Origin of the sequence: Klebsiella sp. LTGPAF-6F, assembly GCF_001753185.1 — a bacterium.
GTDB lineage: Bacteria > Pseudomonadota > Gammaproteobacteria > Enterobacterales > Enterobacteriaceae > Klebsiella > Klebsiella michiganensis.
The window spans coordinates 1,513,026-1,533,708 of sequence record NZ_CP017450.1 but is presented as its reverse complement, the minus strand read 5'-3'; the positions used below and the strand labels follow the sequence as shown (position 1 = coordinate 1,533,708).

Sequence of the window (20,683 nt, the reverse complement as noted above, 5' to 3'; positions counted from 1 at the left end):
GCATCTATAGCCATCCCCAAAAGCTATGGGGATGGCAAAGATGAATTACTCATCCAGAAGCGGGGCAAAGCCGCCGTATATCATTCGTTTTCCATCAAAGGGCATCGATTCGCCAAACTCTTTCATCCGCGGGTCGGCCATCATTTTGGCATTCGCGGCATCGCGAACCTCTTTAGAGGGATACTCAATCCAGCTGAACACCACCTCTTCACTCTCCTCCGCTTTCACCGCCAGGCGAAAATCGGTCAGCTTGCCATCCGGGACATCATCCGCCCAGCACTCGACCACGCGGAGTGCGCCAAACTCTTTAAATAATGGCGCGGCCTTTGCTGCCATCTCGCGGTATGCCTCCTTATTTTCCGCCGGTACGGCAACGACAAAACCATCAACGTACTTCATGAGTCTGCTCTCCGAAGTGAACAGTACGGCCGGAGAATCCGGCCGTATCTGAATTGATAAGTTTAGTCTCCAGGTCTGATGGCAGCGTAAAATCAGGAGATAGCCTCACCGGGTTTCGCCAGAGCCTTCCGCGCGGCTGGCTGATGAAACCACGGCAGACACAGCTGGATTAGCGGGCCGATAGTTAACGCATAGAGTACGGTTCCCACGCCAAACTTGCCGCCCATCATCCAGCCAATCAGCAGGACCGAAACTTCAATCGCGGTGCGGATACCGCGCAGCGACCACCCCGTACGAGCATGCAGACCGGTCATCAGCCCATCGCGCGGCCCGGGACCAAAGCCCGCGCCAATATACATCCCCGTCGCCAGCGCATTCAGTACGATAGCGCCCGCCAGCAGCAGGCTACGCGCCACCAGCGAATCCAACGGCGGCAGCACGGCTAAGGTCGCGTTTGCCGCCAGCCCCAGCACAATCACGTTGCTCACCGTACCCAGCCCCGGCATTTGCCGTAGCGGGATCCACAGCAGCAGCACTGCCGCTCCCGTCAGGATCATGACCGTACCAAAATCCAGATTAAACTGCTTACCGATCCCCAGATGAAAAACATCCCACGGATCGGCCCCCAGATTGGCATGCACAAATAACGCGGTCGACACGCCGTACAGGACCAGACCAATGTAAAGTTGCAACAAGCGACGTACCATTTTTCACCTCAGGGCAATTGCGATTTCCTTTATCATCAGTAAAAATGGATTGATAATTAATGGCCAGTTTTTAAAAAGTGGATTGCTATGTTATCTCGTCGCTTTGGTGCACAATCGCTGGTACGGCTGCTCGGTCACTGGCAGGAGTCCACTTCTCGCACGCCTATCTGGCGTCAGCTTGCAGAAGCGCTGCGCCTGCTCATTCTCGATGGCCGCCTGGCGCTGGAAACGCGACTGCCCGGCGAACGTGAACTGGCGGCTGCCCTGAATATCAGCCGCACCACGGTTGCCAGCGCGCTCGGTCAGCTTCGGGAAGAAGGCTATCTCTACAGCCGTCAGGGAAGCGGTTCGCGGATCGCCTTGCCGGAGCGTCCGGTAGAGGCGGCGGCCAAACAAACGGACCCGCTATCGGTGAATCTGGCCGTTGCCGCCCTTAGCGCCGGCCCCGAGATCCATCAGGCCTACAGCCAGGCCTTAAAGATCATGCCTGAACATTTATCCAACACCGGTTACGATCAACAAGGGCTCCCGCTTCTGCGCGAAGCCATCGCCCGCCGCTATAGCGAACGCGGGCTGCCAACCCGCAGCGATGAAGTGATGATCGTCAACGGGGCGCTTAGCGGCTTTGCGCTGGTACTGCGTTTATTCACCGGGCCCGGCGATCGGGTGGTGGTGGATGCGCCAACTTACCCCATGGCGCTTAGCGCGATACAGGGCGCATCATGTCGTCCGGTTAGCGTGGCGTTACCGCAGCAGGGATGGGATTGCGATGGTCTGGCGGCAACGATTGCCCAAACGGCACCGCGTCTGGCCTGGCTGATGCCGGATTTTCATAATCCCACCGGCCGCTGTATGGATAGCGCAACGCGCCAGCGGGTAGCGGACATCGCCGCACAAACCCGCACCACGCTGGTGGCAGACGAAACGATGGTGGATTTATGGTATGACGCCCCGCCGCCGCCGCCTTTAGCAGCATTTAATCCTGATGCCCCGGTGATAACCATCGGTTCAGCGGGAAAAAGCTTCTGGGGCGGCCTGCGCATAGGTTGGATCCGCGCCTCTTCGCGAACCATTGCTTCGCTGGTTCAGGCCCGCGACTCTCTCGATCTCGGCTCCCCGCTGCTGGAACAGCTGGCCTGCTGCTGGTTGCTTGAGAATGAGCACAGGCTGCTACCGTCACGGCGCGCCATGCTGGCGACTCGCCGGAATATGTGCGGCGCGCTGATGGCGGAATATTTTCCCCACTGGCGCTTTACGCCGCCGGAGGGAGGACTCTCTTTTTGGGTGGAATTACCGGGAATGCTGGCGACGCTCTTTTCCGTTCGCGCTGAAAGCCGGGGGATTCACATCGGGACGGGAACTCGCTTTGGCCTGGCCGGCGCGTTTGATCGCTATTTGCGTTTGCCCTTTACCCTTTCGGATGACGAACTGCGCAGCGCATTTACGACATTGCAGCCGTTGTGGCATAGCCTGACTGAGCAGAAAGAGAGCTTCCGCCTGAGGAAAATCATTTAAGAAAATATCGACGGGCTGGAGCCAGCCCGTCAAAAACCATCATCCATGACGCATATGAGATGTTTTTATAAAATTGCGCTTCAATTTTGTCTTTCTGACGTGTCAGCCCGATGACAAAATTGCAATAGTTTCATTAATGCTGACGCGGGATCGGAAACCCTTTCAGAGAAATAATAAAGCCGTCTTCATCTTTTTTTATTTTTGCCCCTGTGTCACACCAGTCGGAGGCAATGCGAAAGAACTCATCGCTACCGATATTCCAGTTCAGGCGTACGTGCTTAACGTATCCGGAACGCAGCATATCGCAGGCTTCGCTATAGTTGCTGGCTGTAGATAGTTGTTGTTTCATTTTTTTCTTCTTCAGAATTTTACGTAATGCTTTGATTTCTTTAGGGGGTTAATGGAGACGCTTCCTCTTCGGTATGCTGGCTATCGATATCTTCTTCCGAAACCCCCGCCTCGTCTGCTGATTCCGCTACCTGAAAGGCCAGCAGCAGCAGTTTCTCCGTAGCTGTTCCTAAATTTTCGTTATTTTCTTCCGCATACTGACGCAGCTTTTCTTTTAACTCGCCATCAATTTTTACGTTCAGAACCACAGTGCTCATAGTCACGCTTCCCGTGAAATAAAATCATCATATAATTAATACACGAAGTTAACATGCTGATCCAGAGATATATTTTTAGCTTATATCAAACAACATTTTCCCATGAATAATCTGCACGTTATATATGACATAAAGATGACAATAATATTTCAGTTAAATTTCAAATTTATGACGTAGTGAATTTTTTGGCATAAAAAATAGAGGGTTTAGAAACCAAAAATACTCACAATCTATTTGTGGATATTAAATATGAAGGCTGGGGGAAACCACGGAATGAATGCGAATAGCGAGAGGGCACCCTGAAATGGGTGGGGGCCCTGCCAGCTACATCCCGGCACACACGTCGTCTGCTCTGGCTGCTTCCTTCCGGACCTGACCTGGTAAACAGAGTAGCGTTGCGGGAGAACCAACAGAGCCCCCATTGAGAGCGCTAGTTACCTAACGCGCTGGCGCATTATCCCTGCTGAACCCCTGAATTGCAAGCCGCCGGCGATTGGGTGCTGGTTTATTGCGCAAAGTCGCGTCTACAGCGACTTCTCAGCGTAAAATGGCCCCGATCCCCTGATGAGATTGCGAGCACACTCTCAGCGGAAATCCTCGCCAGCGGCCATAATGAGGCTTATCTACCGTCTTTTTTATCTCAATGGTATAGGCATGAGCGAATCACCGCGTTTAATCACTACCCTGGCGATGCCGGCCATCGCCGAAGTGACCGTTTCCTTCCGCGGTTTAAACTTTCTGCGTCCGGAGGTCATCCTCGATTTTGTGACGATTAGCAATAATCAGCTGCTCGCCGTCACCCCGGTCGCGCTGCTCTACTCTACCGTCGGCGTCCTTCAGCACATTGAATTACGGAAACTCCCCATCGACGTCAGCGGTCGCGTGGTGTATCCGATATCAACGCTTAAGCTTCCGGCAATGCGCGCAAAGCTGGTGATTAACGCCCAGTCAAAACGCCTGAAGTTTCTTGAAACACTGCTGAGCAATACGGCGAATGAAAATGTTCATGGCATGCAGGTGCTGGGTCTGGCGCTGGAATTTACCGTCGTTAAATCGGCCTGACCCGCTATCTGTACAGCCCGTCATACAACGCTTATCCTGAGCCTTTTCCGGCAACAGGACGTACTATGGATTCTCACAATACTTTTCCACAGCGGGTCTGGCAGATAGTCGCCTCGATTCCAGAGGGATACGTTGCCACCTACGGCGACATTGCTCAGCTGGCGGGTTCACCGCGAGCGGCTCGCCAGGTGGGCGGAGTATTAAAGCGCCTGCCGGAAGGATCGACTCTCCCCTGGCATCGGGTCGTCAACCGCCACGGCGACATCTCCCTTACCGGACCAGATCTGCAGCGCCAACGCCAGGCGCTACTGGCGGAAGGCGTCCAGGTTTCAGGCAGCGGACATATTGATCTGCAGCACTACCGCTGGATTTATTGAAGGCAAAAAAATGCCCCTGTAAAGGGGCATGGTGGGGAGTTACTGGGCAGCAGGAGCGCTGTTGTTCGCCACCGGCACCGCCGTTTGCTGAACCGGCACCAGCACCAGATCGGCCCGGTTACCGCCCTGGTTAATCACCGTCTGCACGGTATCGGTAATAAACATCAGCTGACCGTTAACGGTAATCGCCGCGCTGAGAAGAATGCGGGCATTAGGCTGAATTTGCGCCTGGTTATAGGGCAGGACAAAGTTAAACGGCGCCTGCTTCCCTTCGGTCCTTACCGCTTTTTGCGACAGCACGTGCGCTGGCGCATCGGCCAGAGACGCATCCGACAGGGTTACGGTCAATACCGCGTCCGGCGGTAACGCCACGCGCTGTCGAATATTGATGGTCCCGGATACGTTAGGCTGCTGCTGCGAGGAGCTTAGTGAGGCAATGCCATAAGGATCGGGCGCCGCCTGGTTCGCTGCATTGCTGTTGTGGTTGTTCGCACAGGCAGACAGCGTAGCCGCTACGGCTAAAGCACTTAACATATAGGCAAATTTCATTCTTTTCTCCTTTTCATCCCTTCTTTAACAGGAGTACATCCAGCCACAATCGGGGACAGGACATTAGTATCGTGAATAAGTGTGGCACAGATCTCAGATCTCTTCCTGGAAAAGAGCCCATATTCAGATTATTGAACCCATCGGACCACTTGCGATTCCAGGTTATACTTTGCCTCAATAACGCGCTGCGCCAGGCAGTCATCATTGATTGAGGATAACTATGAGTCAGGCACTAACCCATTTGCTGGCATTGTTAAATCTGGAAAAAATTGAAGAGGGATTGTTCCGCGGACAGAGCGAAGATCTGGGATTGCGACAGGTCTTTGGCGGCCAGGTAGTGGGTCAGGCGCTGTATGCGGCAAAAGAGACGGTGCCCACAGAACGCCTGATTCACTCGTTTCACAGTTACTTCCTGCGTCCCGGCGATAGCCTGAAACCTATCATCTATGATGTTGAAGTCCTGCGCGATGGCAATAGCTTCAGCGCCCGCCGGGTGGCGGCGATTCAAAACGGGAAGCCCATTTTCTATATGACCGCCTCTTTCCAGGCGCCAGAACCCGGCTATGAACATCAGAAAACCATGCCAGCGGCACCCGCTCCGGACGCGCTTCCCTCCGAAACGGATATTGCCCGCAAGCTGGCCCACCTGCTGCCGCCGCAGGTCAAAGAGAAATTTCTCTGCGATAAACCGCTGGAGATTCGCCCGGTCGAATTCCATAACCCTCTGAAAGGACACGTTGCAGAACCAACGCGTCAGGTCTGGATCCGCGCCAACGGCGCAGTGCCGGAAGATCTCCGCACCCATCAGTCTCTGCTGGGCTACGCTTCGGATTTTAACTTCCTGCCCGTTGCCCTGCAGCCTCACGGCGTCGGTTTTCTGGAGCCGGGCATGCAGGTTGCCACCATCGATCACTCAATGTGGTTCCACCGCCCGTTCAACATCAACGACTGGCTGCTGTACAGCGTTGAGAGCACCTCCGCCTCCAGCGCGCGCGGTTTTGTCCGCGGCGAGTTCTACACTCAGGACGGTACGCTGGTGGCTTCCACGGTGCAGGAAGGCGTCATGCGTAATCGCAACGCATAAAAAAGCAGAGCCTCCCCGAGGGGAGGCTCTGCAGCTTCAGGAGATAACTCGTTTTATCAGGCGTTGTAGGCGTTTTCGCCGTGGCTGTTTACGTCCAGCCCTTCACGCTCTTGATCTTCCGGTACGCGCAGGCCAACGGTCATATCGGCAACCTTGTAACCGATAAAGGCGACGATGCCGGACCAGACAATGGTGATACCGATGCTTTCCAGCTGTACCAGAACCTGATGGCCCATGGTGACGCCTTCCGCGTAGCCCACACCGCCCAGAGAAGTCGCGGCGAAGATACCGGTCAGGATGCAACCTACGATACCGCAGACGCCGTGGACGCCAAACACATCGCACGGGTCATCAACGCGCAGCCAGCGTTTCAGAACGGTGACGCCCCACAGACCCGCAAGGCCCGCAGCGATACCCACAATCAGCGAGCCGCCAACGCCGATGTAGCCACAGGCCGGAGTGATGCCGACCAGACCGGCAATCGCCCCTGAACAGGCGCCCAGCAGTGACGGCTTGCCGCGGGTTGCCCACTCGCCGAAGGTCCATGCCAGGATAGCCGCCGCCGTTGCAACCACGGTGTTAACGAACGCCAGACCGGCAATTTCGTTCGCCGCGCTTGCTGAACCGGCGTTAAAGCCGAACCAGCCAACGTAGAGGATGGCGGTGCCGGTGAAAACCATCGGCAGGTTATGCGGTTTAAACGCTTCTTTACCAAAGCCGACGCGTTTGCCCATCATGTAGGCGCCCACCAGCCCCGCGACCGCGGCGTTGATGTGAACAACCGTACCGCCGGCGAAATCAAGCGCGCCGTGCGTAGCCAACAGACCGCCGCCCCATACCATGTGCGCAATCGGCACATAAGAGAGCGTCATCCATACCACAACGAATATCAGTACCGCCGAGAAACGAATACGTTCCGCCAGCGCACCGACGATCAGGCCAACGGTAATACAGGCAAAGGAGCCCTGGAAAGCAACGTGGATGTACTGATAGAAGCTCCCCATCAGCGCTTTCAGTTCAATATTTTTCAGCAGTACCCAGTCGAAGTTGCCGAAGAAGCTGCCGCCAGCGCCGAAGGCCAGCGTGTAGCCATAAACCACCCACAGTACGCAGACCAGCGCAAACGTCACGATGACCTGCGTCAGCATGGAGAGAACGTTTTTACCGCGGATCAGCCCGCCGTAGAACAGCGCGATGCCCGGAATCGTCATAAACAGCACCAGCGCGGTGCAAATCATCATAAAAGCGTTGTCGGCTTTGTCCGCGACCGCCGGTGCGGCCATCGCCAGCCCCGGAAGGAGAGCCAACGCTCCCAGACCTGTTTTCATTGTTGCTATCTTCATTGTTTCGTTCCCCATCACTGTGTGGTCTGAAAGTTACAGTGCCGCTTCGTCTGATTCGCCGGTACGGATGCGAATCACGCGCTGCAGCTCGGCGACAAAGATTTTGCCGTCGCCAATCTTTCCGGTGTAAGCCGCTTTACTGATGACATCGACGACTTCGTCCAGCTGATCGTCGGCAATCGCGACGTCAATCTTCACTTTCGGCAGAAAATTGACGCTATATTCCGCGCCGCGATAGAGCTCCGCGTGGCCTTTCTGACGGCCGAACCCTTTAACTTCAGTGACCGTCAGGCCCTGAATACCCATTGAAGATAATGCTTCACGCACGTCTTCCAGTTTGAATGGTTTGATTACCACGGTAACCAGCTTCATAAGTCCCCTCCAGTCAGAATTCGGTAATGGCCGCAGCTAACACGTCTCTAATAAAGCAAGGGCTATGCCAGAAATGAAAAAGGACCGCCAGGCGGCCCTTTTTGAGGAGGAAGGAGAATAATTCGGCGGAAACGAAGCGGCAAAATGCCTCTTTTGCCTGAAACTGCACCATTTCAGTGCGCAGCTTGTGACGATTTTGCACCACCTCAGGCCGCGGCGGCGCCGCTGCCTGTTTATGGTGCATCAGGCGATAAGCGACTCTTCCTGCGCGCTGGCCGCCAGCTCTTCGCCAGCCAGCTGCAGCTGATACATCTGCCAGTAGCGGCCTCTGGCCGCCAGCAGCTGCTGGTGGCTTCCGCGCTCAACGGCCTGACCGCGGTGCAGTACCAGGATCGTATCGGCCTCGACGATGGTCGATAAGCGGTGCGCAATCACCACCAGCGTGGTGTGCTCGCGCACCCGAGCCAGAGCCTGCTGAATCGCCTGCTCGGTACCGGAATCGATATTGGCCGTCGCCTCATCAAGAATCAGCACCTGCGGCGTATCGACCAGCACCCGCGCCAGCGCCAGCAGCTGTTTCTGGCCAACGGAGAGATTATTCCCCTGCTCGCCCAGCAGCGTATAAATACCGTTTTCCATTTCACGGGCCAGCGCCGCCAGCTGTACCGCTTCCAGCGCTTCCCACACCTGCTCTTCGCTGATGTCGCGACCGAGGGTGACGTTGGCATAGAAGGTGTCAGCCAGCACCACCGGATCCTGCTGCACCATCGCAATCCCCTGCCGCAGCGCGCTGTGGCTTAAGGAAGAAAGCGGACGACCGTCGATGCGAATCTCTCCCTGGGTTAACGGGTAGTAGCCCATCATCAGGCTGGCCAGGGTGCTTTTACCGCTCCCGGTATGACCAACCAGCGCCACAAAGCTGCGGGACGGGATATCGAGATTAATATCCTGCAACACCAGGCTATCGTCGCGGTAGGCAAAAGAGACATGATCGATACTCATCGCCCCGCTGCGCAGCGGCTCGCTATCTTCACCCCACGCCTGACGCGGTTTGTCCATGAGCTCGAAGACGCGCTCGCCCGCCACGACCGCCTGCTGCAGCATTGACTGCTGGGTGGTCAGCTCAATCAGCGGCTCGTTCAGTCGCCCAAGATAGCTAATAAAGGCGTATAGCACCCCGACTTCGATCGTTCCGCTGCTGCTGAAACCAAACAGCATCAGCAGGCCGCAGAGAATTAATGAAGAGAAGAGGCTCAGCAGTGGGCGCAGCAGGAAGCCATCAAGACGCAGGGTTTGCATACGCGCCAGATAGTGGGCGTAGCTGGCCTCGCGCATCCGCTCGCCGAACCGCGCCTGCTGGCGGAACTGCTGGATGACGCCCATGCCGTTAATCACTTCATTAAAACCGTCGTTGATGTCCGCCAGCCAGGCGCGAACCCGCCTGACGATGGGCGTGCTGTAGCGCTGATAAATCATCATCACGATCAGCACCGCCGGGAAAATAGCGATAGCCACCAGCGCCATCCGCCAGTCAAGGCTGAACATCGCCACCAGCATCGCGCCAATCAAAGCGGCGCTACGCAGCACGGTCGCCACCACGGTCACGTAGAGATCGCGGATCACTTCGGTATCGTTGGTAACCCGCGAGATGAGCTGCCCGACCGGCTGCGTATCAAACTCGCTGAGCGGCTGACGCAGCGCGGCGTCCATCACATCGCTGCGCAGCTGCTGCACCACGCCGACCGCCGCGCGATTAAACAGCAGCGCCTGGCAGTAATGCAGGCCAGCGGCAAGGAGTTGCAGGCCAATGTAGGCCGCGGCGAGGCCGCAGACCAGCTTCAACGGCAGCGAGTGCTTCGCCACCATATTGTCGATGAAATAGCTGATCAGCAGCGGGCCGCTGACTTCCGCGACCGCCGCAACCCACATAATGGCAACCGCTATCATCAGCGGTTTACGCCACGGGGAGCCGTAGGCCAGCAGGCGCTTTAACGTCGGCCAGAGTTCAGTGAAACTACGCACCGGCGACCTCCTTATCTTCCTGCGGGACATCATCCAGCGCCGCTTCCAGCTGCTGATAACGGTACATATCCCGATACCAGCCCGGCTGCGTCGCCAGCGCCTCATGGCGACCGCGCTGGGAAATATGCCCGTGCTGCATCACCAGAATTTCGCTGGCCTCGGTCAACGCCGACAGGCGATGGGCGCTAATGATCACCGTCCGCCCCTCTCCCCACTGCCGCAGGTTATGCAAAATCTGGTGCTCCGTTCTGCCGTCCACCGCCGACAGCGCATCATCAAGGATCAGAATCTCCGCCTCCAGCAGCAGCGCGCGGGCGATGGAAATTCGCTGCTTTTGCCCGCCGGAAAGCATCACGCCGCGCTCGCCGACTTCGGTGTTATACCCCTGCGGCAGGCGCAGGATATCCTCATGCACGCTGGCAAGCCGCGCAACGTGCTCGATTTGCTCCTGCGTGGCGTCCGGTTTACCGAGGGCGATGTTGCTGGCGACGGTATCGGAGAACAGGAACGGTGTCTGATTAACCACCGCCAGACGTGCGCGCCAGCTATCCAGCTGTAGCCGGGTCAGGGGAACGTCGTGGAAGCGGATATCGCCTTCAGTCACGTCAAAGTGGCGCTGAATCAGCGCCAGAATGGTGCTCTTGCCGGAGCCGGTCGGCCCGCAAATCCCCAGCATCTGCCCGGGCTGGAGCGTAAAGTTGACCTTTTCCAGCGAGACCTTGTTCGCCTGCGGGTAGATAAACTCGCACACGGCGACGCTAAGCGTACCGCGGCCTTCCGGCGTCGGCTCGCTGCCGTCGTTCACCACCGGCGCCTCCTCCAGCATGGTGCGAATGCGCGCATAGGCCGCGCTGCCGCGCTCAACGATGTTAAACATCCACGCCAGCGCCAGCATTGGCCAGATCATCAGGCCGAGGTACATCACAAAGCTGGTGAGCTGACCCAGGGTCAGGCTGCCCTGGATCACCATCCAGCTGCCGCCGCCGATGGCCAGCAGGTTAGCGGTCCCGATAGCGATATAAATCGTCGGGTCAAAGCGGGCGTCGATACGCGCCACGCGCATGTTTTTCGCCCCGGTATCCGCGGCGTCGGCGGCAAACAGCGCCGACTGTCGGTCTTCGAGGCCAAAGGCTTTGATCATGCGGATGCTGGTCAGGCTCTCCTGGGTGCGGTCGTTGAGGCTGGAGAAGGCCGCCTGCGCGACGCGAAAGCGTTCGTGTAACGCATCGCCGTTACGCTTAATCGCCAGCGCCATCAGCGGCATGGGCAGCAGCGCCAGCAGAGTTAACTGCCAGCTGATTTGCGTCGACATGACAATTAGCACCGCGCAGCCCATGACCAGCGAGTCAACCAGGGTTAATACCCCCTCGCCGGCGGCGAACACCACCCGATCCACATCGTTGGTGGCGCGAGCGATCAGATCGCCGGTACGGTGGCGCAGGTAAAAGGCCGGATGCTGGCGGCTGAGCTGGCGATAGAAATCCTCGCGCAGTTCGACGGCCAGCTGATAAGAGGCGCCGAAAAGCAATACGCGCCAGACGTAGCGCAGCAGATAGACCATCACCGCAATAACGACCAGCAGGCCGATCCATATCCACACCTTTTCCGCGGTGTAATGTTGTTTTGTTACGCCGTCAACCACGATACCCACCACCTTTGGCGGCACCAGTTGCAGAATGGCAATGACGATCAGCAGAGCAATAGCGCCGAGGTAACGACGCCACTCCCGGCGGAAATACCAGCTAAGTTGGGCAAATAATCGCAAGCAGTTAAATCCTGAGTGTGTAATTCGTAGCGGCTGATGCCGTTAATCAATCGGCAAGGCAGTGGTGTATTTTATCTGTTCCATGGCAAAACTCGAAGTCACATCCGAGAGCCCCGGCACGCTGTTAACCAGGCGTTTATAAAAATCATCGTAGTTCTTCATATCCGCCACCTGGACCCGCAGCAGATAGTCATACTCCCCCGCCATACGCCAGAAACCAAGAACCTCCGCCATCTGCGTGACTTCGCTGACGAAGCGGCAATACCAGTCGCTACTGTGATGCTGAGTCTTAATCAGCACAAACGCCGTCAGCCCAAGCCCGACCTTTTCCGCATCCAGCAGCGCGACGCGCCCACGCAGAATACCTTCATCTTCCAGCCGCTTCAGGCGCTTCCAGCAGGGCGTGGTGGTCAGATTAACGGCATCGGCCAGCGCCTGCAAAGAGAGGGTGCAGTCGGTTTGCAGTAAAGAAAGCAGCTTACGGTCAATTTTATCTAACATAGGGCACCTTGGGAGAAAAATTTACTCCATTCATTGTAATTGAAAGGCTAAATGGCAACAATTTTTCCTTCGATTTCCGCTAAGCTAGGCACAAAATGACAAACAGGAATTTGAGATGAACAGCGCCTGGGTTAAACACGCGATTAGTGAAATTAATGCCGATTATCAGCGTTCCGCCGACACGCACCTTATTCGTCTGGCGCTTCCGGGGTTCCCGGGGATCCAGCTCTACCTGAAAGATGAAAGCACCCATCCAACCGGTAGCCTGAAGCACCGCCTGGCCCGCTCGCTGTTTCTCTATGGTCTGTGCAACGGCTGGATTAAAGAAGGGACAACGATTATCGAATCCTCTTCCGGTTCGACCGCCGTCTCTGAAGCCTACTTCGCCCGTCTCTTAGGCCTGCCGTTTATCGCCGTGATGCCTTCCTGTACGGCAAAACGTAAAATTGAACAAATTGAGTTCTACGGCGGCCGCTGCCACTTCGTCGATAGCGCCTGCGAAATCTATGCCGCCTCCGAAACCCTGGCCCGCGAGCTGAACGGCCATTATATGGATCAGTTTACCTATGCCGAACGGGCGACCGACTGGCGGGGAAACAATAATATCGCCGACAGTATCTTTCGTCAGATGAACCACGAGTTGCATCCGCAGCCGTCGTATATCGTGATGAGCGCGGGCACCGGGGGCACCTCTGCCACCATCGGACGCTACATTCGCTGTCAGGGCTACGATACGCAGCTGCTGGTGGTTGACCCACAAAACTCGGTGTTTATGGACTACTGGCAGAGCCGCGACGCCAGCCTGCGCAGCCCGGTCGGCAGTAAAATTGAGGGCATCGGCCGCCCGCGCGTCGAACCGTCGTTTATTCCCGACGTGGTCGATGAGATGCTGCGGGTACCGGATGCCGCCAGCGTCGCCACCGCGCTATGGCTGGAAACGCTGCTCGGACGTAAGGTCGGCGCCTCCACCGGCACCAACATGTGGGGCGTACTGCAGCTGGCCGTGCGGATGCGCGAAGAGGGACGCACCGGCTCTCTCGTCACGCTGCTGTGCGACAGCGGTGAACGTTATCTGGAAACCTACTACAACCCGCAGTGGGTAGCGGCCAATATTGGCGATATCTCCCCATGGCAGGCACAAATCGCCGACCTGCTGCAGGCAAAATAAAAGAAGCCAGATATCACAGGATATCTGGCTTGCTGGCAGGGTCTCTTTATTCGGGGGAATAAGGAAGATCGGGATTATCCAGCCAATGAGTCAAAAAGTGGGAGACGGCCTGATGACGGCAGTCGCCAATAACCGGTAGATGTGGGAGTTCCGCTTTCAGCTGATTCATCGCATTGCCCATAATCACGCCGCGCCCGACGCTGCCGAGCATTTCCAGGTCGTTCATGGCGTCACCGAACGCCATGCAATCCTGCATCGTCAGCCCCAGATGCTGGCTTAATACCGCCAGCGCCGCGCCTTTGTTACAGCCGCCAGGCAACACTTCAAGGCAATCCATCGCCGAAAAACAGAGATCCGCCCGGCCGCCCAGCGCTTCACTCAGTTGAAGCCTTAGCCGCCGCAAATCGTCATGATCGCCGCAGAAGCAGATTTTAGTGACCTGATGCGCCGGCATCCGCTTTGGATCGTACAGCTGATAACGAAAACCGCTAAAGACGTGCGCTTTCAGTAATTCCGGGATCGCCTGCCCGGTGTACCAGCCGCCGTCGTTAAAGAAATGCATACTTGCCGTGGTTTCCCAGGCGCTGTGCAGCACCTCTTCCGCCACATCGGGAGCCAGATCGCGGCGATACAGCTCCTCACCTTCCAGAGAGTGAATGCGCGTCCCGTTGCCGGTGATTAAAAACGCATCCAGAGAGAACTCCCCGATAACGTGGCGCATTTCCAGAGCATGACGACCGGTGGCGAAAGTCAGGGTGATGTCGCGATCGCGCAGACGTTTGAGCGTCGAAAGCGTTTTTTCTCCCAGACGATGGTCCGGCATCAGTAGCGTACCGTCCATATCGAATGCAGCCAGTCTTGCCATCTTCTGCTCCCCAAATCGTGGTGGATTTTGCTTGTGTTGCAGTATTGCCTGAGATATACGGAAGTAATAGTGAATAGATAAATTTTATTGTTCCGGGTTTACCAATCTACGCAGGATTACACAGCGATGAGGCTATTAAACCGTCTGCATCAGTACCAGCGACTCTGGCAGCCCTCCGCCGGAGAGCCGCAGCAGGTAACCGTCGGCGAGCTGGCCGAACGCTGCTTTTGCAGCGAACGCCACATTCGAACCCTGCTGCGCCAGGCGCAAGAGTCCGGCTGGCTAAGCTGGCAGGCCAGCTCCGGTCGCGGAAAGCGCGGGCTACTTCAGTTTTATAAAGCGCCGGAAGCGCTGCGCAATGAGATGATGGAGCAGGCGCTGAATAAAGGGCAGCAGCAAAATGCCCTCGAACTGGCCCAGCTGGCGCCGGTGGAGCTTAAAGCGCTGCTTTCCCCCTTTCTCGGCGGCCAATGGCAGAACAATACGCCGACCCTGCGTATTCCTTACTACCGTCCGCTGGAGCCGCTGCGCCCGGGTTTTATGCCGGGACGCGCGGAGCAGCACCTGGCCGGGGAGATATTTTCCGGTCTGACCCGATTTGATGCGCAGAGTACCTGTCCGATAGGCGATTTAGCCCATCACTGGGAGGTGTCGCCTGACGGCCTGCGCTGGCACTTTTATATTCGTTCTACCCTGTTCTGGCACAACGGCGATCCGATTAAAACCTCACAGCTGCAGCAGCGGCTCCTGATGCTGCTGCAGCTGCCCGCGCTGCGCACGCTGTTCGCCAGTATCAGCGAGATTAGCGTCACCCACTCCCAGTGTCTGACTATCACCCTGCATCGCGCCGATTATTGGCTGCCGTTCCGCCTTGCCAGCTACTGCAGCGTGCTGGCGCATCCTGACGATCCGGCGATCGGCAGCGGACCGTTTCGCCTGAAGCGATTTACTCCGGACCTGGTGCGGCTGGAAAACCATCAGCGCTATCATCTCACTCACCCGCTGCTGCAGGCCGTGGAATACTGGATCACGCCGCAGCTGTTCGAGCAGGATCTGGGCACCAGCTGTCGTCATCCGGTACAGATAACCATTGGCGATCCTGACGAACTGACCAGACTACGTCAGGTCAGCAACAGTATTAGCCTCGGCTTTTGCTATCTGACGCTGCGCCAGAGCCCTCGTCTTAACAAAGCGCAGGCGCAAAGGCTGGTCTCGCTGATTCATCGCTCCACCCTGTTAGAAACCCTGCCGCTGGATGAGGATCTGATCGCGCCCAGCAACGAAGTATTGCCGGGCTGGTCTATTCCGCAGTGGCCTGAAAATCATGATACCCCTCTGCCCGAACGGCTTACGCTGCTCTATCACCTCCCCGTAGAGCTACACGCCATGGCGGATCGGCTTCGTCAACGGCTGGCGGAGCTGGGCTGTGAGCTGACGATTATTTTCCATGATGCGAAAAACTGGGATGGCTGCCAGCAGTTTGCACAGGCGGACCTGATGATGGGCGACCGCCTGATTGGCGAAGCGCCGGTCTATGCGCTGGAGCAGTGGCTACGCTGCGACGTGCTGTGGCCTAATTTGCTGACCGGGGCGCAATATGCGCATCTCCAGGCGACGCTGGATGCCGTTCAGGCCCTACCGGACGGACGCAGCCGTAGCGAAGCGTTGCGCAACGTCTTTAACAGCCTGATGGACGATGCCATCATGACGCCGCTGTTTAATTATAATTATCGCATCAGCGCGCCGCCGGGGGTCAACGGACTACGGCTAAACGCGCGCGGCTGGTTTGATTTCGCCAGCGCCTGGCTACCGGCCTCTGCGCCGTGACGGGGCTGGTGGTCACGTTCATCAGGCGCTACCATATGCGCCTCACTTCGATTGTCAGGAATTACCATGAAACGCGCCGTAGTTGTCTTCAGCGGAGGACAAGATTCGACGACCTGCCTGGTGCAGGCTCTGCAACAGTATGATGAAGTGCATTGCGTCACTTTTGATTATGGCCAACGTCATCGCGCGGAGATTGACGTTGCTCGCGAACTGGCGCTAAAGCTGGGGGCCGTGGCCCATAAAGTCCTTGATGTCACCCTGCTTAACGAACTGGCGGTCAGCAGCCTGACCCGCGATAGCATTCCGGTTCCGGATTATGAACCGGACGCCAGCGGCATCCCGAATACCTTCGTACCCGGGCGCAACATTCTGTTTTTAACCCTGACGGCCATTTACGCGTATCAGGTGAAGGCGGAAGCCATTATCACCGGCGTTTGCGAGACCGACTTTTCGGGCTACCCGGACTGCCGCGACGAGTTCGTGAAAGCGCTGCACCATGCCGTCAGCCTCGGTATGGCGAAAGATATTCGCTTTGAGACGCCGCTGATGTGGCTTAACAAAGCCGAAACGTGGGCCCTGGCCGATTACTGGGGCCAGCTCGACCTGGTGCGCCATGAAACCCTCACCTGCTATAACGGTATTAAAGGCGACGGCTGCGGGCAGTGCGCCGCCTGTAACCTCCGCGCTAACGGGCTGAGCCAGTATCTGGGCGATAAGGTTGGGGTGATGACGGTGATGAAGCAGAAAACCGGGCTCCAGTAACCGGTTACTTCCCGGCGGCGTGGCGGGATCGCAGGCGACTTACGATGCATAGCCCGGTCAGATACGCAGCAGCGCCTTCGGGGAAGTACTGCCACTTTCTGTGCGCTTGCTCCCGGGGACGGCGCGATGCGCCTGCCCGGGCTACCGGATCGCAGGCTGCTGAGGACGCGTAGCCCGCGCTACCGAATCGCAGACAGCTGAGGAAACGTAGCCCGGACAGGTGCGCAGCACCGCCTCCGGGACATCCCCCTCCGGCTGGCCTGTTAGCGAGGCTCAAGCTGCTCCAGCTTCTCCCGCAGTTCGCCCTCAAGCGGCAGCGCTTTCTGCGTTTTTAGATCGATACAGACAAAAGTGATAAGCGCATCGGCGACCACTTCGCCGTTAGGGTTGAGGGTGACCACCTGGCTTAACGTCCCGCTTTTTCCGTTCAGCTGTTCGAGCTTGCTGGTGACGGTTAACACATCGCCTAGTACCGCCGGTCGGCGGTAGTTGATATTGATATTGACCACCACAAAGGCGATGTTGCGAGCGGTCATCCAGTGGAAGGCCGGGCTGCTTTCCAGGCCATCCCAACGCGCTTCTTCGAGAAACTCCAGATAACGCGCATTGTTAACGTGCTGATAGACATCCAGATGATAGCCGCGAACTTTGATTTGTGTCTGCATAGCGCAAATGCCTTATCTTTAATTGTTGTTTTGAGGTCAGAGGTCACACCACTGGCGTGACCTCTTCAGTCTGGCAAATAATGACGACTGTGCAAACTTTCGCTGAAAATTTACAGCTTCAGATGTGACAGATTTCTCTCTACCAGCGAGTTGCCCATTCCGGGTACCTGCTTAAGATCGTCAACGGTTTTAAATGGCCCGTACTCTTCGCGATAGCTCACTATAGCCTGCGCTTTCTTCAGGCCGACGCCATTCAGCGCCTTAGCCAGCTCTTCCGCGCTGGCGTTATTGATACTCACCCTGGTGCCTTCACTATCCGCCGCATTTAACGCATCCGGCGCTTTTGACTGCGGCGACTGCACGCTTTCCTTTACCGGCGCCGACGCTTTGCCGGCAGAAGGCGCCGCCTGCGCTATCTGACTCCCCGCCGCGCAAACCAGTACGGCGGCAATAAGCGTTTTCATTCCTCGTTTCATGCTGTTATCTCCTTGTTTGTAGACAGCAAGGTCACGATAGCGACGAAGGGAAAAGAGTACAAAAGGCAAAATGCAGAAATGGAAAAGGCCGCGAAAGCGGCCTTTGAGAATGACATCACGTTACTTGCTTTTGCGAAGCAGCACGTAATTATTGTTGCTGATCGATAATGTCGCCGAGCTTAATTTTCGCCACTTTACGCAGGTTGCTCATCAGCGCTTCGAAAGCGATCTGGGCGTTATTCTGGGTGATCCCCTGAATCATCGCTTTTTTCTGCTCTTCCGGCATCGTACCCGCTTTCACTTCGTCCAGCGCCAGCAGCACCACGTTGCCCTGCAGATCGGAGCCCACGCCGTAGCTTGGCTTACCCGCCTGCGGCAGCGGAAGTGCAAAGACGGACTGGCTCAGCGCTTCCTGACCGGTGCGTGACAGCGTCTGCGGCGCACCAAAGCTCAGGCCTGCGGCTTTCATCGCTTCATCGCCTTTGCCCTCTTTCAGGGCCGTCAGCAGCTTGTCGGCATCCAGCTTCGCCTGCTGTTCCGCTTTCGTGTGCTTCACAATATCGCTCACCTGCGCTTTTACATCCGCCAGCGGTTTCACCGCTTCCGGTTTATGCTCGCTGATGCGCAGAACAAACGCACGATCGCCGTCGACGGTGATGATATCGGAGTTGCTGCCCGGCGTGCCGTTCTCGCCCACCAGGCCGCCGTTGAAGATAGCTTCAGAGACCGGCTTGAAATTCAGCTCTTGCGGCAGGCTGTCGCGGCCAAACCAGCCGGTTTCAACCACTTTAAGACCGGCAACCTGGGCTGCGCCCGCCAGCGACTCGTTATCGTTGCTCGCCGCGTCGCTCACTTTCTGCTGCAGGGCATAGTACGCATCCAGGGCTTTTTCCTGCTTCACTTTCGCCGCAATATCGTCGCGAACCTCAGCCAGCGGTTTAACCTGTGCTGCCTGAACATCGTCCAGACGGGCAACCAGGAACCCAACGGAGGATTTAATTACGCCAGAAAGCTGGCCTTTTTCTTTCAGACCGGCCTCTTTCAGCTCTGGCACGGTCGCCGCATCTTCCAGCCACCCCATATCACCGCCGCTGCGGGCAGAGATAATATCGGTTGATTTTTCTTTGGCCAGCGTGGCGAAGTCAGCGCCTTTCTTCAGCTCATCAAGCACCGCCTGCGCATCCGCTTCGGTTTTGGTCTGGATGATGCTGTAGCGGTTACGCTGCGGCTGAGTGAACTGATCCTGATGCTGGTCGTACCATGACTGAATTTCTTCGTCAGAGACGTTTTCCTGCATGCTGGCAGCGTCCAGCTTGATGTAGCTGACGCGGAACTGCTCAGGCGCCATAAAACGCGCCTGGTTCTGCTGGTAGAACGCGTTGATTTCATCGTCGGTTGCGGTTTGCTTCGCCGCCAGCGCGTTTACGTCAATAGTCGCTTCACGAACGACGCGCTGTTGAGAAACCAGCGCCGCCAGCTGGTCGGATTCGCCCGGCAGCATAAAGTCGGTACCGGCTACGGCGTTGATCAGCTGCTGAGTCGTCAGCTGATTACGAAGCGCCTGCGCGTACTGATCCGTCGTCATCCCCATCTGATTAACAATACGGCTGAAGCGCTCGTTATCAAATTTGCCATCCGCCTGGAAAGCCTGGGTCTGGAAGATAGCCTGCTTCACCTGGTCGTCGCTGATGTTGAGACCCAGCTCACGGGCATACTGATCGAGCAGCGCCTCGTCAATCAGACGGTTCAGCACCTGCTGACGCATGGTCTTCATGTAATTTTCATTGGCCGCCAGTTCTGAGAACTGGTCGCCAAGCTGCTGCTGCATGCGATTACGCTCGCTGGCAACGGCATTTTCAAACTGTGCGCGACCAATCTCCTGGTCATTAACTTTTGCGGCATAGTTGTTACCACCGCCAATCAGGTAACCACTCACCCCGGTCAAAATGAACGAGACGATAATGATACCGAAAATAATCTTGAGCACGACGCTGTTGGCGGCCGTGCGTAGGTTGTCCATCATGGTGTAACAACGCTCCGCTGTAGATGACTTTAGCTCGCGCAGCATAGCATGTGATGGCCGCCGCGCGTGAGGACGTATTTTGACAAGAAAACGGGGTGATTGTCAGCCCACAAGTGCGTATAAAGTCACATTAAGTCTCATTCTGGCAAATAAAAAAGGCACATCTTACGATGCGCCCTTGTACTTCGTCACAGACCCCAGTGGGGAAGTCGATCAGTTTACCGCGTCTTTCAGCGCTTTACCTGCACGGAAACCCGGTACTTTAGCAGCAGCAATGGTAATTTCTTTGCCTGTTTGCGGATTGCGGCCGGTACGGGCAGCGCGCTCTTTAACAGCAAAAGTACCAAACCCTACCAGCGCAACGTCATCCCCAGCCTGCAGAGATTCAGTAACAGAAGCGATTAAAGCATCTAACGCACGTCCAGCTGCGGCTTTAGAAATGTCCGCACCGGCAGCAATTTTGTCAATCAGTTGAGATTTATTCACTGTTCTCTTCCTCTCTTTATAATTTATATCGCACCAGAATCCTTCGTGGCGCGACCGCGCAGCAGTTATATCAGGACTGTCATGCCCTTACAACAGAGTTGTAATTGACC

At 56.6% G+C, this 20,683-nt stretch carries 22 protein-coding genes, 1 other RNA gene and 1 pseudogene; 7 read left to right on the top strand and 17 right to left on the bottom strand.

Annotated elements, in window-relative coordinates; translation table 11 throughout:
• Window positions 1-45 precede the first annotated feature (45 nt).
• Complete coding sequence (locus BJF97_RS07180; protein ID WP_004848301.1) at window positions 46-399, bottom strand: DUF1428 domain-containing protein; 354 nt, start codon at window positions 397-399, stop codon at window positions 46-48.
• Window positions 400-491: 92 nt separating this feature from the next.
• A complete protein-coding gene (gene yczE / locus BJF97_RS07175; protein ID WP_014228193.1) occupies window positions 492-1,106 on the bottom strand; it encodes a membrane protein YczE in 615 nt (204 codons plus the stop codon).
• An 87-nt stretch (window positions 1,107-1,193) separates the two neighbouring features.
• Between yczE and yczR the strand changes: the two genes are divergently transcribed.
• Window positions 1,194-2,621, top strand: a complete 1,428-nt coding sequence (gene yczR, locus BJF97_RS07170; RefSeq protein ID WP_014228192.1) for a MocR-like transcription factor YczR — start codon at window positions 1,194-1,196, stop codon at window positions 2,619-2,621.
• Window positions 2,622-2,754: 133 nt separating this feature from the next.
• On the opposite strand, the gene BJF97_RS07165 is transcribed toward yczR, so the two are convergent.
• The 3 genes and pseudogenes from BJF97_RS07165 to ffs all read right to left on the bottom strand — a co-directional run bounded on the left by BJF97_RS07165 (window position 2,755) and on the right by ffs (window position 3,638).
• Window positions 2,755-2,970, bottom strand: coding sequence for a hypothetical protein (locus tag BJF97_RS07165; protein ID WP_004129860.1), 216 nt, complete (start codon window positions 2,968-2,970; stop codon window positions 2,755-2,757).
• Window positions 2,971-3,226 (bottom strand): annotated as a pseudogene (locus BJF97_RS07160) (hypothetical protein); the annotation flags it as partial.
• 315 nt (window positions 3,227-3,541) lie between these two features.
• An RNA gene (gene ffs / locus BJF97_RS07155) (signal recognition particle sRNA small type) lies at window positions 3,542-3,638 on the bottom strand.
• Between the two features lie 242 nt (window positions 3,639-3,880).
• On the opposite strand from ffs, the gene BJF97_RS07150 reads away from it, so the two are divergent.
• A complete protein-coding gene (locus BJF97_RS07150) occupies window positions 3,881-4,288 on the top strand; it encodes a hypothetical protein (protein WP_014228191.1) in 408 nt (135 codons plus the stop codon).
• Window positions 4,289-4,353: 65 nt separating this feature from the next.
• Window positions 4,354-4,665, top strand: a complete 312-nt coding sequence (locus BJF97_RS07145) for an MGMT family protein (protein WP_032694153.1) — start codon at window positions 4,354-4,356, stop codon at window positions 4,663-4,665.
• Window positions 4,666-4,704: 39 nt separating this feature from the next.
• On the opposite strand, the gene BJF97_RS07140 is transcribed toward BJF97_RS07145, so the two are convergent.
• Window positions 4,705-5,214, bottom strand: a complete 510-nt coding sequence (locus BJF97_RS07140; protein WP_004848288.1) for a YbaY family lipoprotein — start codon at window positions 5,212-5,214, stop codon at window positions 4,705-4,707.
• Window positions 5,215-5,434: 220 nt separating this feature from the next.
• Between BJF97_RS07140 and tesB the strand changes: the two genes are divergently transcribed.
• The gene (gene tesB, locus BJF97_RS07135) at window positions 5,435-6,298 is read left to right on the top strand and encodes an acyl-CoA thioesterase II (protein ID WP_014228190.1); all 864 of its coding nucleotides are present in this window, start codon (window positions 5,435-5,437) and stop codon (window positions 6,296-6,298) included.
• A 56-nt stretch (window positions 6,299-6,354) separates the two neighbouring features.
• Here tesB and amtB read toward each other — a convergent pair whose 3' ends face one another.
• From amtB to BJF97_RS07105, 6 genes are read right to left on the bottom strand one after another with little or no spacing between them, the layout of a single operon-like run.
• Complete coding sequence (amtB, locus tag BJF97_RS07130) at window positions 6,355-7,641, bottom strand: ammonium transporter AmtB (RefSeq protein ID WP_014837597.1); 1,287 nt, start codon at window positions 7,639-7,641, stop codon at window positions 6,355-6,357.
• Between the two features lie 33 nt (window positions 7,642-7,674).
• The gene (gene glnK, locus BJF97_RS07125; protein WP_004099573.1) at window positions 7,675-8,013 is read right to left on the bottom strand and encodes a P-II family nitrogen regulator; all 339 of its coding nucleotides are present in this window, start codon (window positions 8,011-8,013) and stop codon (window positions 7,675-7,677) included.
• Between the two features lie 13 nt (window positions 8,014-8,026).
• Window positions 8,027-8,257, bottom strand: coding sequence for a hypothetical protein (locus BJF97_RS07120; RefSeq protein WP_004848281.1), 231 nt, complete (start codon window positions 8,255-8,257; stop codon window positions 8,027-8,029).
• Window positions 8,257-10,035 (bottom strand): SmdB family multidrug efflux ABC transporter permease/ATP-binding protein, encoded by a 1,779-nt coding sequence (locus BJF97_RS07115; protein WP_032694152.1) that lies wholly within the window; start codon window positions 10,033-10,035, stop codon window positions 8,257-8,259. Before BJF97_RS07115 ends, BJF97_RS07120 begins: the two co-directional genes overlap by 1 nt.
• The gene (locus BJF97_RS07110) at window positions 10,028-11,800 is read right to left on the bottom strand and encodes a SmdA family multidrug ABC transporter permease/ATP-binding protein (protein ID WP_032694151.1); all 1,773 of its coding nucleotides are present in this window, start codon (window positions 11,798-11,800) and stop codon (window positions 10,028-10,030) included. The genes BJF97_RS07115 and BJF97_RS07110 overlap by 8 nt, the downstream gene beginning before the upstream one ends.
• A 42-nt stretch (window positions 11,801-11,842) precedes the next feature.
• On the bottom strand, window positions 11,843-12,301 hold the full coding sequence (locus tag BJF97_RS07105; protein WP_004135994.1) for an Lrp/AsnC family transcriptional regulator: 459 nt from the start codon (window positions 12,299-12,301) through the stop codon (window positions 11,843-11,845).
• Window positions 12,302-12,416: 115 nt separating this feature from the next.
• Here BJF97_RS07105 and BJF97_RS07100 point away from each other — a divergent pair, with 115 nt between their 5' ends.
• Window positions 12,417-13,469, top strand: a complete 1,053-nt coding sequence (locus tag BJF97_RS07100) for a PLP-dependent cysteine synthase family protein (protein WP_014837593.1) — start codon at window positions 12,417-12,419, stop codon at window positions 13,467-13,469.
• Window positions 13,470-13,515: 46 nt separating this feature from the next.
• Here the strand turns inward: BJF97_RS07100 and cof are convergent, their stop codons facing one another.
• Window positions 13,516-14,334 carry an HMP-PP phosphatase gene (gene cof, locus BJF97_RS07095; RefSeq protein WP_014228185.1) on the bottom strand — a complete coding sequence of 273 codons (819 nt, stop codon included), beginning with the start codon at window positions 14,332-14,334 and terminating at the stop codon, window positions 13,516-13,518.
• Window positions 14,335-14,460: 126 nt separating this feature from the next.
• Here cof and BJF97_RS07090 point away from each other — a divergent pair, with 126 nt between their 5' ends.
• Both BJF97_RS07090 and queC read left to right on the top strand, forming a co-directional pair.
• A complete protein-coding gene (locus BJF97_RS07090) occupies window positions 14,461-16,161 on the top strand; it encodes an SgrR family transcriptional regulator (protein WP_014837592.1) in 1,701 nt (566 codons plus the stop codon).
• A 66-nt stretch (window positions 16,162-16,227) separates the two neighbouring features.
• Window positions 16,228-16,923, top strand: coding sequence for a 7-cyano-7-deazaguanine synthase QueC (gene queC, locus BJF97_RS07085; protein WP_014228183.1), 696 nt, complete (start codon window positions 16,228-16,230; stop codon window positions 16,921-16,923).
• Between the two features lie 263 nt (window positions 16,924-17,186).
• Here queC and BJF97_RS07080 read toward each other — a convergent pair whose 3' ends face one another.
• From BJF97_RS07080 to hupB, 4 genes are all read right to left on the bottom strand, one after another.
• Window positions 17,187-17,588 (bottom strand): YbgC/FadM family acyl-CoA thioesterase, encoded by a 402-nt coding sequence (locus tag BJF97_RS07080; RefSeq protein WP_004848264.1) that lies wholly within the window; start codon window positions 17,586-17,588, stop codon window positions 17,187-17,189.
• Window positions 17,589-17,698: 110 nt separating this feature from the next.
• Window positions 17,699-18,064, bottom strand: a complete 366-nt coding sequence (locus BJF97_RS07075; RefSeq protein WP_014837591.1) for a helix-hairpin-helix domain-containing protein — start codon at window positions 18,062-18,064, stop codon at window positions 17,699-17,701.
• A gap of 148 nt (window positions 18,065-18,212) precedes the next feature.
• Window positions 18,213-20,087: a peptidylprolyl isomerase gene (gene ppiD / locus BJF97_RS07070; protein WP_032694150.1), complete on the bottom strand. Its 1,875-nt coding sequence runs from the start codon at window positions 20,085-20,087 to the stop codon at window positions 18,213-18,215.
• Between the two features lie 213 nt (window positions 20,088-20,300).
• Complete coding sequence (hupB, locus tag BJF97_RS07065; RefSeq protein WP_002444653.1) at window positions 20,301-20,573, bottom strand: nucleoid-associated protein HU-beta; 273 nt, start codon at window positions 20,571-20,573, stop codon at window positions 20,301-20,303.
• Window positions 20,574-20,683: the final 110 nt, after the last annotated feature.